Source organism: Candidatus Rhodoblastus alkanivorans, from assembly GCF_022760755.1.
Classification (GTDB): Bacteria; Pseudomonadota; Alphaproteobacteria; order Rhizobiales; family Beijerinckiaceae; genus Rhodoblastus; species Rhodoblastus alkanivorans.
Genome location: NZ_JAIVFP010000001.1, coordinates 656,529 through 670,682 on the forward strand (window position 1 = coordinate 656,529; position 14,154 = coordinate 670,682).

The window sequence follows — 14,154 nt, forward strand, 5'->3', positions numbered from 1 at the left end:
TTCGCACTCAGCGCAGCAGCTTCATCCGCAAGGCGATGGCGATCGCGTGGCCCTTGGTGACGGCACCGAGTTTTTCGCGGGCGGAGAGGAGATGTTTGACCACGGTGGGCTTGGAGATTCCGAGGATGACGGCGATCTCCCAGTCCGTCTTGCCCTCGGCCGCCCACAGCAGGCAGTCGAATTCCCGCGGGGTGACCTTGCCGAGGAGACGCCGGCGACTCTCGCGGTGGTGCAGGAATGCGCCGACCGCGTAACTGGCGGCGAAACCTAGCAGTGCGCGGCCTTCCGCGTCGACGGCAGCGTCAGGGCCTCCGAACGACACCGCCGCGAGGCTGCCGTCGAGAGTCGGCACGGGAACGACATAGCCATCGCGCAGGCCGAATTCCGCCGCCTCGCCCTTGATCAGCGCGACGTCGTCGGCCGCGGGGCACGAGCTGTAGGCCTCATCCCAATCGAAGGGAGCCCGATCGCTCTGGAGGCGACGCACAATCGGATCGCGAAAAACAAAGCCGCGGTCGTGGTAGCGGCCGGCCCATTCCGAGGGGAAGCGCTGGAACAGGATTCGGGATGCGATTTCATCGGGCGAGACGCGGGTTGTGGGTACGATGCCAGCGAACACAGAGTTGAAGCCGTACTGGACGGCAATTTTCAGCAGTGAACGTTCGACTTCCGCCGCGTCGCTGGAACGCTCGATGCTTTCAATGAACCGCCACGTCTTATCAAAATTCTTATCCAATATCGTTCGTCCCTTCACAAATACGATGAAATGCGCTGGCTGGCGCAGGAGGACCCTCCCGACACTGTTCAGGTTGAGGGGAATGTTTCCACGGGATCGGGGCCAAAATGCGAAGCCTAAGCACGACTTTCGTCTATGTCTACCGATGTCGGCCCCGTTGTTCGCGATTGCAAATTCCTTATGGCAGGCCAGAGGCAAAAGCCGGCGCGCCGGGCGATTATTCGCTCGGCGCGCCAGTGCGTGCGTCTAAACGCAAATCGGACGGCAACGCCCCGAGAAAAAGGCTTTGCAACCGGCTTCGTCGTGGAAGCATGATCGCCTTGTTTCGCGCTCCGACAAGCAACTGATATATCCAATGAAATTTCTTGGGCGCCTCTCGATATTATTGTTATGCCTTATTCGTCAGGCGGCTTGGCCTTGCGCCCCACCGTTCGGTCGCTATCCTGCTCCAACCTTGATGCTTTTCGCCTTTGATAAAGCGTGCGGAATTTGAAATGACGGAAATCGGCAGTTTTGTTGAGTTGCGCGGCCGGAAATGGTTGGTCGAAGGTACCGACGGCGATCTCGGCGACCTCGAATCCGTTCGCCTCTCCTGCATTTCCGACGACGCTCAGGGCGAACCGCTTGAAGTGCTTTGGGACGCGGAAATTGCGCCCAGGTCGCTCGATGAAGACGAATGGGCCAAGATCGGTCATGGCGCGCCCGACGCCCCGGAAGTTCTCGCAGCGCATTCACCCGCTTTGAAGCGGCGCCATCGTCGGCCGATGGCGACATCGAAGATGTTCATTTGGCTGTTGATGGCGCACCGATCGCAAAGGACGCCGATTGGCTGCCGGCCGTCGAGCTATTCGGCGAGGGGCTGTTCGTCCATTTTGAATATGAGGCCATCAAGGCTTGGCTTAACAAGCAAACAGTCCGGGCGCGGGAGGAACAGCTCTTGCGAGGCTATGCCCATTGGGCGTCGAAGTTTTCGGGCAAGAAACCGGATTATCCTGGAACACCCTATGTCCTGCTGCACAGCTTGGCGCATGCTTTGATGCAAGAAATCGCGCTTGATTGCGGCAATCCGGCGAGTTCGTTGAAAGAGAGGGTTTATGCACAGCAGGCGATCCGCGGGGGTGCTTACGATCGCTGCGGTCTTCTAATTTATACCGCCAGTACGGGCGCTCAAGGGACGCTGGGCGGTCTGGTTGGGGTCGCGTCACGTTTTGCAAGCATCCTGCAGGCTGCTCTGCGCCGCTTGGAGATCTGCTCCAACGATCCGATCTGCGCCGATCATGAGCCCGATGATCGCAGCGGCGATCGGGCGACACATGGCGCCGCTTGCCACGGATGCCTGCTCGTGGCTGAGACAAGTTGCGAGAGCCGAAATCTGTTTTTGGACCGGGCGCTGCTTGTAAAAACCATGGCGGCGGGCGACGCGGCGTTTTTCAACAGTGCTTGAAGAGCCTGACCTATGCCAAGGCAGGGCCGCGCGCGCCGGCGATAGGCTGGGCCAGAAATCCGGAATCCCTCGATCGAGGCCCGACACGATGAAGCCGTTCGCCCTCCTCGCCGTCCTTTTCGCCACGGCGCCCATCATGCCCGCCTTCGCCGCCGACATCTGCGAGGCGATCGTCCTCAGGGACGTCCCCGCCGTGGAGGAACCGTCCTCGATTCTCCGGCGCGGCGAGCACGACACGGCGATTACCCAGTACCGCGTCAACAAGAAGACCGGCATGGGCTCATTCTGCTCGCACGGCGGCTACTGCTATCCGACTGATGTCCTCGTGGACGGGCAGAAGGTTGAGGCGCTCCGCCTCACCAACTGCAAGGTCGGCAAGAAGGACGACTTCGACGACCCAGACGACGTCTTCTACAGGGTGGACGTGCTGCGCTCGAAGGTGTCGCCCCGTGAGCTCCGGGTGGACGACGTTGACAACCGGCTTCTGGAAATGGGCCTTTGCTCGGCCTGCGCCGGGAACGCCGCCCATTACTATGTCGAGATGCCGAACTCGAAGTGCGGGAGGCTCGTCAAGGCCACGCTGGAGGGCAACCCCGCCGCGCTGAGGACGCTGAAGGACGGCCCCGGCTATTGCAACTGACGCTGCCGATGGGGGCGCGGGCGAAGCCCGGTCCGTTCAGCGCTATTTATGCCGCGAACGCCCGTGAGCTGACGGGCGGGCGCCTTTGGAGCCGGAGGCCTTCGCCATCGCATGTCTCGCGCCGAATCCGCGCATTACGGGCGCGAATCCCCGACCTCGAGCCTTCTGCGCCGGAAGAGGCGTCTTCTTCGAGAAGCCGGGCCATTCCGTCGCCGCACCGATGCACTCGACGCGTGTGAGGTCGCGCCGCTTCTCCGAGTCCATGGCCGCGAATCCCGCCGTCTTATCCTTTTTCAGTGATCATCTTCGCTCCCCCCTAAATTTGCACCGTTTAGATGGGGACACGACAGCGGGGAAAAAGTCCGCTCGGTCCTCGCACGGTCGAACCAGCCGAACATGCCTGCGATCCCCACGAGGCAGACTGCGGCAAGTAGCGCCTTCGTTCAAGCTCGGCTCGATTATTCAGCCACCCCGTCCTGCCGCTCCCCCTTTGCCACGATCTTGAGCGCCGCGTCAGCCAACGGTCTTTGAAGCGCCATGGCCTCGGCCGCCGGCGCCCGCAGCCAGACGTCGAATTCGTCCTCGGTCGTCAGTATCACCGGCATGGCCTTCGGGTGAATCGGGGCAACGATGCCGTTCGGCTCTGTCGTCAGGAAGGCAAAGACGTCGGCGGTGACCTCGCCCTCCTTGGCCTTCCGCACCGATGTCCAACTCGTCCAGACGCCGGCGAAGGCGGCGAGGGGGCGGCCGTCGTCGAGGGCGAACCAGACCGGGATTTTCTTCTTATCCGGCATGGTTTCGTATTCCGAGAATGACGTGAAAGGCACGAGACATCGGTTCGCCGGCCCGAGCCAGCGGCGCCAGTGCGGAGACGCCACGTTGCGGACGTTGGTTACGCCGGGATCGGTCGCCTTCCCCTTCAGGGCGAACTGCGGCGACGGCATGCCCCACCTGGCCGTCGTCAGTTCCCGCTCGCCGGCGGCCACACGGACGATCGGCGCCGGGTAGTCGGGAAATATGCCGGGCATTGGAGGCAGGTTGCCGGTCCGGTCATGGGTGACGCGGAACAGGGACCGCATAGCGTCCTGCGCCTTGGTGATCGAATACAAATTACACATGGGCGGATTATGCTCGCCGAGGCGGCTGAGACAATGGAAAACCACAACCTTGGCCTTCCCCGGAAGCCCCCCGGCGAAAGGCCCCGCGCCCGGGGGCATTGCGGGGCCGCGCGAAACCGCCGAAGGGCGTTCTTGCGCCGAGCTCGTACTTGGCCTTGGCTGCGGATATACGCCATCGAATGGCGGGCGCCCTTACCCCCGCGCGAAGCGGTCGCGACCGCCCAGCCAACTACAGGTGACGCATGGCAGACGACGATTCGACGAAGAGCGCCGTCGCCGACCCGCCGGTCGTCAGCCTAGACGACCTCCTGCCGGGCGACGTGCTGCTGTACCGTCCGGCCGGTCCGAACGCCGTGCAAAGGCGGATTTCGGCGACGACAAGCAGCCCTTACACGCACGCGGCGATCCACCTCGGCGGAGGCGAGATCGCCGAGTCCGTGGCCTGACCTCTTCTGCGCGGCGTCGGGAAATCCGCGGTCGGACAGTCGCTGAATGGCAGCCTTTGCGTCGGCGTCCTTCGGACCCAATGCGTGTTTTCCGCGGAGCGGGCGGCAAAGTTGAACGAGTTCGTCGACGCCGTCGTCAGTCGCGGAAGGCTCTATAATGTCGGCGCCGCCGCCGGCTTCGAGCGGAAGAGCGCCGATTATTTCGACAACCAGTTGGAAATAATCCAAGCCAATTACGGGAAGTGGCGCTCGCTCAAAAGCTTCGTCGACGAGAGCTACATCTGCTCGGCATTCGTCGTCGCGTGCTATTCCGTCGTGGGGATCATCGCAGAAAGCGCCCATGTGGCCTATCCACCGGAGTTCTTTTCGCCGGCGGGCCTCTACGGGGATCCGACGTTCGGCTGGCTGCTCGGATACCTGCTCCCGGAAGGCGGGTCGGTGCCGGCCGGCGATCCGCTGCTGGCGCAGACGACCCATTGGCGCGACAATCTGGCCGTGCGGTGGTGGTAGGGCGTGGTCGGGCCATTTCCCGAGCGCCTTCGCCGGTCCGCGGTCGCTAGGCGCACCGCGCGCCCGGCGGGGACTCGCCGAAACCCTATTCGGCCTTGTGCCGCTCGATGATGTCCAAGCCTGCCGCGGTCAGGAACAGGCCTTTCGAGACGCGACTTCCGATCAGGCGACCTTCGACGGCCGCGACGACTTTCGGGCCGACCTCGACCTGAAGGCGGGACAGCGTCTTCGCCGTTTTCGCCTCGTTGTGGACCGGGCCGGCCTCGCCAACGTACCTGCGGATGCCCGGCCATTTGTCGTAGGTGCTGCCGTTGGCGCGGCGCTTGAGACGCGGTCTTCCCGTGTTCGGATCGACCCATTCGTCGATCAGGTCCAGAAACAGCGCCGTGAGCGTTTTTCCGCCCGCCTTCGCCAGTTCCCCAAGTTCCGTCCTCAGCTTCGCGGGCACGTCGCCTTGGAGGAATCCCGAGCGGTCGCGCGTTTCCTCGTCTAGCAGGTCGTCCAGCGCCCGCAGGATCGCCCGGCTCGCTTTCGCCTTCGCGCGCGTCTTGACGGCGGCCTTGCCCGCGATCGCCTTGGCTTCTTCGCTTGATTTCGCGACCCGGATGACGAGTTGGCCGCCCTGCGCCTTGAAGGTCACCGCAGGAGACCGGCTCCCCGTGTTGATTTTTATCGACGCGTTTTCGTTCATCGTGGCTCTCCTGCTTCGACCCATGAATGCTGCGAAATCAGAGACCTGGCCTGTCCGCCAACATCCATGTGTCCTCTGAATGTCGTCGCATCGCCCTCAAACGAGGGCATATAGAGGACATGCTACTAGCCTGGACTAGACAGCATTTCGTGATCAAATTCAATGCAGTTAGACAAGAACGAGGGAGACAAAAATGGGGAAAATCGTACCGTTTAAAAAACGCGTCCACGTCGCGCTTCACACCGCGCCGGCGCGGTCGCGCAAGGGCGGCAAAAAGGCCGAGGCGGCCCGTATCGACGTCTACATCGACCCGGAGCCGGAGTTTCGCCTGCGGGTCGTAAAGCGCTACGTTTTGCACGGAATCCTGTCGTCCTGGGGCTGGCGGCTGACGAAGGGCCTGTTCAGGGAGATTTTCGAGCAGGGCGGGGTTTTCGAGGTCCGCTGTAAGGCGTCGGACGCCGTCGAAATCCGGGAGCAGATCCGGCTGCGCCTGCCTGATCTGCGCGTCCGTCGCGTCCGGGCGGCCTGAGGAACCGGCTGCGCCCCTCTCGCGTGCGAAAGGCCGCCCGGATCGCTCCGGGCGGCATTGTTGCTACCCATCCTTTCGCTTCCCGCGCGGCTCGACCGGCCTGCGGTCGTCGGAGCAGACCACGTTGGGACCGGTCGGAGCCGGGACCGGCCCCCTCTTGACTTCGCGCTTCCGGCACGCGGCCTCGGCCGGCACGTCCGTCGACCTGCGCCCTGCTGATTAACAGCATCGCATTTGGCGTAATCATGATTATGCAAATTGCCGTTCTTAGACTCCCACTCGTCAAAATGTTCTTCTTATGTTCTAAGTTGGAGGCGGAGCAGCCCGATGTCGGCGATGGTTGAGCAACTTGTCATTGCCTACGCCACGGACGAGGAGATCGGTCCCTTGATTATGGCGGGACAGGCGTAAACATTGGGTTTCTAGGGTGGCGTGGCGGAGAGGGAGGGATTGCCCGCTCTCGCGATTTATCTCAATAAAAGCAGCATCTTACGACGGGGCCGCGTTTGAGCTTTGTACCACCGCTTCGTACCTCTGTCGAGAGGCCAGCACGAGGTCATCCGCGGTTCGATAAGCCAGGCCGTTGCGGTCCAAGGACATGAAGGTCCCGCCGGCGGCTGTCGCGCGCTCAACGGACATTCCGAAAGCGAAATGAACCAGTGCTCGTGACCCACAGCCGTCCTTCACCAATCGTGACCTGGAACTCGATTTACGCATCAAAGCAGTCCTTCCGAGCGTCGATGGCGGATATCTGTCCGTTGCGCGGCTTTGAGCAACGCATGAAATCATCGCTTGGTTAAAGGCGCTCTCCTTCTCAAGACGATCCATTTGGCGTCGTTGATGTCGAAATGGGATCTTGCCCCAAGGTTTGCTCGACATAGAGCAGTTCGACAACGACTATCAAAAAAAGCGTGAGCGGCGCTGCGATGAGCACCGAGGCGGGACCGATGAGCACGCCAAACGCCACGATGGAAAGCAAGGAAAGGACAGGCGGGAGCGAAGTCGCCTCCGCCTGGACGAAGGGGGTGATGAAATTACCCTCGATGAAATGGACGGCGGCATACATAGCGACGACGGAAAGCGCATAAGTCGGCCCCTGAGTCAGAGCCACGAGCGTCGCCGGAACGGCGGCGATGACAGCTCCGACATAGGGAATGAAACACAGGAAGCCGCCGACCAGACCCAGCGCGATCGCCGATTCGATGCCAAGCAGCCAGAGTCCGACGCCAGACAAGACGCCAATGATGGTCATGACGATGAGCTGTCCCAGAAGCCAGCGTCTCAAAACCTTTCCCGTCTCGTCGAAGACGCTCGACAGGGCCGGCTGTTGCCATGGCGGCAGAAGGCGCAGGCACATGCTCCGGTATCGTCCCGATTCGGCCGCCAGGTAAATTGCGAGAAAGAAAACGAGAAAGGCATAGGCGACCGCCTGCAAGGTGGAGCGCGCGATGAGCGCCAAGGACGAAGCGACCCAGCCCGTCGAACCTGCAACGTTGAAAGCGCGCGCCTGCTCCAAAGCATAGAGGCCATAGGGATTGGCCTGAATGCGTTCGACAACGATTCGCAGCCCCTGCGGGACTTGCTTGATGAGTTCGTCGACCTGCGCGGTGATGACGCTTCCAAAGAAAATGATTGCCAGGCCGAAACACGCCAAGCCGATCAGAACGACGATGGCGAGCGAGACCGCGTTTGACGCCCGCGTTCGGCGCGAGACGGCCGCCGCCGCCGTCTGGAGCCCGACCGAGAACAGAACGGCGCCAAAGGTGAGAACGACAAGATCCGCGAGTCGCCACAAGGCATAGGCCAATGCAGCCATCAGGAAGACAACGAAAACGCGTTTGATAAACGATTCGCCTTTGGAATCGATATGTGAACGCTCCGCCGTCATTGGTCCGCCCTTTGATTTCGATCGCGACGAGACCACAACCACTTAAACGATTCGAGCACAATGAGCACGATCAGGCCGGCGCCAAAAGTGAGCGAGAGATCGTCGGCATGGAGCGGGCCGAATCGGAACAGGTCGCGGGCGGCGGGCCACAGCAATGTGGCGGCGAGCATGGCCACCACGGCGGGAAGCACCGCCGCAAGCACCCGATTGGGCCGCAGGAGAGCCTTGAACAGCGAAGCGCTGATCGAACGGTTCACGAAGATCAGCGCGACAATCGAAATCACCAGCGAGAAGAAGGTCAGAGCGCGCACTTCGTCCACTGGCATGCCACGTTGGAGCGCGACCAGGTAGATGGCGGCGACGAGGCTAAGAGTTAAAGCGCCCTGAAAGACGCTCCACAGTATCATAGCGCCCGAAAACAAGGGCTCCGCTGGATCGCGGGGCGGACGGCGCATCAGATTGTCTTCCTCGACTTCAGCCTCGAAGACGAGCGAGCAGACGGGATCGATGATCATTTCGAGGAAGGCGATATGCATCGGTCCGAACAGGATCGGCATGCCAAAAGCCAGCGGCAGCAAGGCCAACCCGGCGATGGGGACGTGCACCGCGAAGATGAAACTCATAGCCTTGCGCAGATTGTCGTAGATGCGCCGCCCGAGCCGAATCGTCGTCACGATTGAGCCGAATTCGTCGTCGAGCAATACGATGGAAGAAGCCTCGCGCGCCACGTCCGTACCGCGCCCGCCCATGGCGACGCCGATATGGGCCGCCTTGAGCGAAGGCGCATCGTTGACGCCGTCGCCCGTCATGGCGACGATCTCGTTATTGGCCTTCAAGGCCTTGACGACGCGCAGCTTCTGATCCGGCATGATGCGGGCGAATATGGAGCAGGTCTTTACGCGGGCGGCGAGCGCCGCGTCATCAAGTCGTTCTAGCTCCTCGCCCGTGATCGCGTCTTCACTGTCGATCCCCGCCTGCCGGGAGATGGCTCGGGCCGTCGCCGGATAATCGCCGGTAATCATGATGACGCGAATTCCGGCGGTCCGGCATAAGGCGACCGCTGGCGGAACGCTTTTCCGCAGGGGGTCGGCAAGACCGGCCAAGCCGATGAATTTGAAGCGAAAGTCTCGCTGGGTCTCGGGAAAATCGGTTCCTTTGAATGCCGCGCGCGCGATTCCAAGAACCCGCAGTCCCGAAGCCGCCATTTCATCCACGGCCGCCGCCAGCGCCGCCCGCTCCCCGGCGCCCAGACGACAAAGATCGGCTATGGCCTCGGGGGCCCCTTTCGCCGCGACGACATGGTCATTCGTCGCCCCGGCCGGCCGCCAGACTTGTGCCATGGCGAGAAAGTCGGATCGCAATGGATAAGACCTGACCAATGCGCCTTTTGACGCGGCCGGCGTAATGCCACGCTGCGCGAGAGCGTGAAACGCTTTTTCCATCGGATCGAACGGCTCCACAGCGCTCGCGAGCGCCCCTAAATCGACCAGATCGCCAAAGCCGGAGGGCAAGCTTTCCCCCACCGCGCTAACAGTCTGGCTAGCACCCGAAGCCAGCCGCAATTCTGCGATCGTCATGCGGTTTTCGGTCAGCGTTCCCGTCTTGTCGGTGCAAAGCACGGTGGCGGAGCCAAGGGCCTCGATCGCCATGGCGCGCCGCGTCAAAACCCGGGCCTGCGAAATGCGCCAGGCGCCCATGGCCATAAAAACGGCCAGCACGACCGGAAACTCTTCCGGCAGCATCGACATGCCAACCGCAATGCCTGCGAGGAGGGCGTCGAGCCAACTGCCGCGCAGAGTCCCGTAAAGAACGACGACCACAACGCTGACGATGCCGCCGAATATGGCGAAAATGCCCACGAGCTTGCGCGTCTCGGTTTGTAAATGGGGCGCTGCGGTCTCCAATTCCCCGAGCGACTTGCCAATTTTGCCAATTTCACTGGCGGCGCCAGTGGCGATAACCTCGCCGATGCCGGAGCCTCGGACGATCAAGGTTCCTGAATAAGCAACGGGTAGATCGTCGCCGCCGGGTCGCGGCGTCGCCTTCGAGCCGCTGGCGGCGGCAATCTTGCGCACGGCCGCGGATTCCCCCGTTAACAACGATTCATCGGCCTGAAGGTCTTCCCCTACGACGAGCCGTACATCGGCAGGAACGCGATCGCCTTCCGCGAGCACGATCAAATCGCCGCGAACGACCTCCCGCCCGGCAATCCGCTGGCGCTCGCCGTCGCGGATCACCAGCGCGCGCGGACTGGTCAGATCGCGCAACGCCTCCAGCACCTTTTCGGTGCGCGTTTCCTGAACGACGGTGATCACCACGGAAAGACACGCGAAAACCAGAAGGACGATCGCCTCCTTAACGTCGCCCAAAGCGAGATAGATGACGCCGCCGCCGATCAGCAGGACGAGCATGGGTTCGCGCAACACGTCCAGAACGATGCGGAATGGCGTCCGCCGGTCAGCTTGCGGCAGTTCGTTAAAGCCCTCGGCAGCGAGACGCGCCGTGGCTTCCTCCTCGGTGAGCCCTCGCGAATCCGATGTTGAAGCGGAATCGGTTGACATCGCACTGGTCCTTCAAGATCGCGTCGGGACGCTCATCGACGCCTGCACTGCGCAGGCTCGCGGCAAAACAGATAGCACGTTGGCGTGGAGGCCGGGCGACAGCCGGCGCCTCGGGCCGAGGTGTTGCGCAGCGTCAAGGCGATCCCAAGCCCAGGCCGATGGGTGGCGACCAACGTTCGCATCGCGTTGAAGCGCACGCAGATTTCATGATGGCCGCCGTCGCCGGAACGTCCGACATTACACGGGACGAGCTTCGCGAAAGCCTGGCGGGCGAAGGCGTCCGGGGCGCGGTTTCGACGCTGTGGCGGTTTTTCGCCCGTCGTGGATACACTTGGAAAAAAACGGCTCATGCGAGCGTACAGGAACGTCCCGACATAAAACGGCGACGCGAAGACTGGTTCGACGGCCAGCTCGATCTCGACCCGGACCTGTTGGTCTTTATCGACGAAACACGGACCTCGACCAATTTGGCGCGAACGCGCGGCCGCGCTCCCAAAGGCGAGCGATTGCGCGCCTCAATCCCTCACGGCCACTGGAAAACAACGACTTTCATCGCGGGCTTGCGTCGCTCCGGCATGGTCGCGCCGATGGTGCTCGATGGCCCAATCAACGGCGTCTGGTTCCAGGCCTATGTCGATCAGGTTTTGGTTCCGACGCTCTCGCAAGGCGACATAGTGATCATGGACATGTATGGACGCCCCCGTTGGAGCAAGAAGAATCTTTCGGCAAGCGCTGCGCGTAGTCGAGTGCTGACATGTATCCGGCCTCTGATGCGGCGCGTTACATGCCGCCGGCCCGTATGGGAGTTCGCGGATCGGATCCAAAACAATCTGGCGCGCTCACGGCGCTTATCCATGAACTGGTTTTTCCGACCCCGTCTCTGCGACCGTTGCGCCATACCTTCCGTTCGTTCTTCTTACGCCGTCGACAACCTCGCGCTCTTGACCTACACGGCCAAGACCGGAGCCCGGTAAACCTCACCTTTGCTGAGAATTGCCCATGCTATGCGGGCCATTTTGTTGGCCAGCGCCACTCGCACCAACATTGGAGGCTTGCGGGTTAGCATGCGATCCAACCACGAACCTGTTGGAGCGCCTTTGCGCGCCCTCCATGAGGCTACGGCGCTGGCGCCAATGATCAACAAACGCCGCAGCGTTCTTTCGCCCATTCTTGAGGTTCGTCCGAGACGTTCCTTACCTCCAGTTGACCTCTGGAGGGGCGTCAAGCCCAGCCAGGCAGCGAAGTCGCGTCCACGCTTGAACGTTTCGGTTGGCGGCGCCAGAGCGGATAGCGCCGCTGCGGTGATGGCGCCGATGCCCGGAATCGTCATCAACCGGCGCGCTGCCGGATCTTCTTTCGCTCGGCGCGCAATCTCTCGATCGAGGTTCGCCACGCGTGCGTTCAACGCGTTCAACTCCTCGGTCAGAAATTTCAAAATGTCGCGCGCGGCATTGGCAGGTCTGTGGCTGAATCGTTCACAAGAGCGATGAGCTTTCCTGCATGCTGCGGTCCCTTCGCGACGATTATGCCGAACTCGGTCAAATGACCGCGCAATGCATTTATTATCTGTGTGCGTTGCCGAACGAGTAAATCGCGTGTTCGAAAAATGATGGTGGAGGCTTGGGCCTCTTCCGTTTTGACGGCGACGAACCTCATCGTTGGACGCTGCGCGGCTTCACAGATCGCCTCTGCGTCGGATGCGTCGTTTTTTTGCCGCTTGACGAAGGGCTTCACATAGGCCGGCGCAATTAATTTGACGCAATGCCCCAACTTGCCGATCTCTCGCCCCCAATAGTGAGCGCCGGCGCAAGCCTCCATCGCCACCGTGCATCGAGGAAGATCGGAGAAAAATGACAAAACCTGTTGGCGGCGCAGTTTCTTGCGAAATATCACAGCCCCGCTCTGGTCAGCTCCGTGAGCTTGAAACACATGTTTGGCGAGATCGAGCCCGACAATGTGAACGTTTTCCACGGACGCCTCCTTTGAATGACCCGCGACGTCGCCACTTTGGCACAACGGCGCCGTCGAGGGGGCGTCCACCCCATCAATCTGGGTAGTCATAAGCGCCCCGGCATTCGCGCCGCAATCGAGGCCGCAGGCGCGACACTGCTCTACCCGCCGCCCTACAGCCCGGACTTCAATCCGATCGAAAAGACCTTCTCGAAGCTGAAAGCGCAGCTCCGCAAGGCGCCGGAGCGTACCGTCGAGGGGTTGTGGCCCGCGATCGGCGCACTCATCCCGGCGTTCAAACCAGATCGTGTCCCCGGCGGTGGTGTAGCTGAAGCTTGGCCTTGCACCGCGTTTTCCGGCATGGGCCGGGTTGGTCAGACGGCCACTGCGGGCAGTCCGACGGTGGCATCATCTCTCAAGCTGGCGATGGTTTCCAGCGTCATGTAGCGGCAGCGCTGCACCGCCCATTCATCGTTCTGCTCCAGCAGGATGGCGCCTACGAGCCTTGTGATGGCTGCGTCGTTGGGGAAGATGCCGACGACCTCGGTGCGGCGTTTCACCTCGCCGTTGAGACGCTCCATGCCGTTGGTCGAATGTATTTTTTGCCAGTGCTCCTTGGGAAAGGTCATGTAGGCCAGCACGTCGGCCTCGGATTCATCCATGAAACCGGCGAGCTTGGACAGTTTTGGGCGCAACTGGTCGGCGACCTTGCGCCATTGCGTCTTCGCGGCTTCGGCGCTGTCCTGCGCGAAGGCGGTGGCCATGAAGGCGGAGACGACGCGCCGCCCGCTCTTGCCGGCGTGGGCGAGGGCGTTGCGCATGGTGTGGACGCGGCAGCGTTGCCAAGTGGCGTTCATCAACTTGGAGACAGCGGCCTTGATGCCTTCATGGGCGTCCGAAATCACAAGTTGAACCCCGCGAAGGCCGCGCCGGCGCAGCTTGCGGAGGAACTCGGTCCAGAAGGTCTCCGCCTCCGAGGGGCCGACGTCCATGCCCAGCACTTCGCGTCTGCCGTCGGCGTTGACGCCGATCGCAACAATCACCGCGGTGGAGACGATGCGGTTGTTGCGCCGCACTTTGACATAGGTGGCGTCGAGCCAGACGTAGGGCCATTCGCCTTCGAGCGGTCGGGTGAGGAAGGCCTGGACCTTCTCGTCGATCTCCTCGCACAGGCGCGACACCTGGCTTTTCGAAACGCCGGAGCCGCCCATCGCCTTGACGAGTTCATCGACCGATCGGGTCGACACGCCCTGCACATAGGCCTCCTGGATCACGGCGGCGAGCGCCTTCTCCGCCATCCGGCGCGGCTCAAGGAAGCTCGGGAAGTACGAGCCCTTGCGCAGTTTCGGGATGCGCAGTTCAACCGCGCCGGCGCGCGTCTCCCAATCGCGATCGCGGTAGCCGTTGCGCTGGGCAAGCCGCGCGGCGGGATTGCGTTCGCCGTGGGCGGCGCCGGTCAGCGCGCCGATCTCCAGTTCCATCAGCCGCTCGGCGGCAAAGCCGATCATCTCGCGCAGAAAATCCGTGTCGGGCGCCTTTTCCACAAGCGCGCGAAGGCTCATCATCTCGTCGGTTGAAATAGCCCCGTAAGTCGCCGGACAGGCACTCCCACTTCGCTAAGAGGTAGGAGTAATGTGGTGT

At 62.1% G+C, this 14,154-nt stretch carries 12 protein-coding genes and 3 pseudogenes; 7 read left to right on the forward strand and 8 right to left on the reverse strand.

Features of this window, described 5'->3' with window-relative positions:
• Positions 1–7: 7 nt before the first annotated feature.
• Together K2U94_RS03070 and K2U94_RS03075 are read right to left on the reverse strand one after the other, a co-directional pair.
• On the reverse strand, positions 8–736 hold the full coding sequence (locus K2U94_RS03070) for a helix-turn-helix transcriptional regulator (RefSeq protein ID WP_243065802.1): 729 nt from the start codon (positions 734–736) through the stop codon (positions 8–10).
• Positions 737–1,131: 395 nt separating this feature from the next.
• On the reverse strand, positions 1,132–1,431 hold the full coding sequence (locus tag K2U94_RS03075) for a hypothetical protein (RefSeq protein ID WP_243065803.1): 300 nt from the start codon (positions 1,429–1,431) through the stop codon (positions 1,132–1,134).
• Between K2U94_RS03075 and drmB the strand changes: the two genes are divergently transcribed.
• Both drmB and K2U94_RS03085 read left to right on the forward strand, forming a co-directional pair.
• Positions 1,413–2,180 carry a DUF1998 domain-containing protein gene (gene drmB, locus K2U94_RS03080; RefSeq protein WP_243065804.1) on the forward strand — a complete coding sequence of 256 codons (768 nt, stop codon included), beginning with the start codon at positions 1,413–1,415 and terminating at the stop codon, positions 2,178–2,180. The two genes, K2U94_RS03075 and drmB, sit on opposite strands and share 19 nt — an antisense overlap.
• An 88-nt stretch (positions 2,181–2,268) precedes the next feature.
• Entirely contained in the window at positions 2,269–2,820 is a 552-nt protein-coding gene (locus K2U94_RS03085; protein ID WP_243065805.1) for a hypothetical protein, read from the forward strand.
• 458 nt (positions 2,821–3,278) lie between these two features.
• Here the strand turns inward: K2U94_RS03085 and K2U94_RS03090 are convergent, their stop codons facing one another.
• The gene (locus K2U94_RS03090) at positions 3,279–3,938 is read right to left on the reverse strand and encodes an SOS response-associated peptidase (RefSeq protein ID WP_243065806.1); all 660 of its coding nucleotides are present in this window, start codon (positions 3,936–3,938) and stop codon (positions 3,279–3,281) included.
• A 242-nt stretch (positions 3,939–4,180) separates the two neighbouring features.
• Between K2U94_RS03090 and K2U94_RS03095 the strand changes: the two genes are divergently transcribed.
• Positions 4,181–4,384 (forward strand): hypothetical protein, encoded by a 204-nt coding sequence (locus K2U94_RS03095; RefSeq protein ID WP_243065807.1) that lies wholly within the window; start codon positions 4,181–4,183, stop codon positions 4,382–4,384.
• Positions 4,385–4,495: 111 nt separating this feature from the next.
• Positions 4,496–4,894, forward strand: a complete 399-nt coding sequence (locus K2U94_RS03100) for a hypothetical protein (protein ID WP_243065808.1) — start codon at positions 4,496–4,498, stop codon at positions 4,892–4,894.
• A gap of 85 nt (positions 4,895–4,979) precedes the next feature.
• On the opposite strand, the gene K2U94_RS03105 is transcribed toward K2U94_RS03100, so the two are convergent.
• On the reverse strand, positions 4,980–5,585 hold the full coding sequence (locus K2U94_RS03105; RefSeq protein WP_243065809.1) for a hypothetical protein: 606 nt from the start codon (positions 5,583–5,585) through the stop codon (positions 4,980–4,982).
• 193 nt (positions 5,586–5,778) lie between these two features.
• Here K2U94_RS03105 and K2U94_RS03110 point away from each other — a divergent pair, with 193 nt between their 5' ends.
• Positions 5,779–6,114, forward strand: coding sequence for a hypothetical protein (locus K2U94_RS03110; RefSeq protein WP_243065810.1), 336 nt, complete (start codon positions 5,779–5,781; stop codon positions 6,112–6,114).
• A gap of 814 nt (positions 6,115–6,928) precedes the next feature.
• On the opposite strand, the gene K2U94_RS03115 is transcribed toward K2U94_RS03110, so the two are convergent.
• Both K2U94_RS03115 and K2U94_RS03120 read right to left on the reverse strand, forming a co-directional pair.
• Positions 6,929–8,002: an AI-2E family transporter gene (locus K2U94_RS03115; protein WP_243065811.1), complete on the reverse strand. Its 1,074-nt coding sequence runs from the start codon at positions 8,000–8,002 to the stop codon at positions 6,929–6,931.
• A complete protein-coding gene (locus K2U94_RS03120) occupies positions 7,999–10,563 on the reverse strand; it encodes a cation-translocating P-type ATPase (RefSeq protein ID WP_243065812.1) in 2,565 nt (854 codons plus the stop codon). Before K2U94_RS03120 ends, K2U94_RS03115 begins: the two co-directional genes overlap by 4 nt.
• A 116-nt stretch (positions 10,564–10,679) precedes the next feature.
• On the opposite strand from K2U94_RS03120, the pseudogene K2U94_RS03125 reads away from it, so the two are divergent.
• Positions 10,680–11,249 (forward strand): annotated as a pseudogene (locus K2U94_RS03125) (transposase); the annotation flags it as partial.
• Positions 11,250–11,509: 260 nt separating this feature from the next.
• Here K2U94_RS03125 and K2U94_RS03130 read toward each other — a convergent pair.
• Positions 11,510–12,534, reverse strand: a pseudogene (locus tag K2U94_RS03130) (IS110 family RNA-guided transposase).
• Positions 12,535–12,609: 75 nt separating this feature from the next.
• Between K2U94_RS03130 and K2U94_RS03135 the strand changes: the two are divergent.
• A pseudogene (locus K2U94_RS03135) lies at positions 12,610–12,819 on the forward strand (transposase); the annotation flags it as partial.
• A 68-nt stretch (positions 12,820–12,887) separates the two neighbouring features.
• On the opposite strand, the gene K2U94_RS03140 reads toward K2U94_RS03135, so the two are convergent.
• Positions 12,888–14,078 (reverse strand): IS256 family transposase, encoded by a 1,191-nt coding sequence (locus tag K2U94_RS03140; RefSeq protein ID WP_243065813.1) that lies wholly within the window; start codon positions 14,076–14,078, stop codon positions 12,888–12,890.
• Between the last annotated feature and the right edge of the window lie 76 nt (positions 14,079–14,154).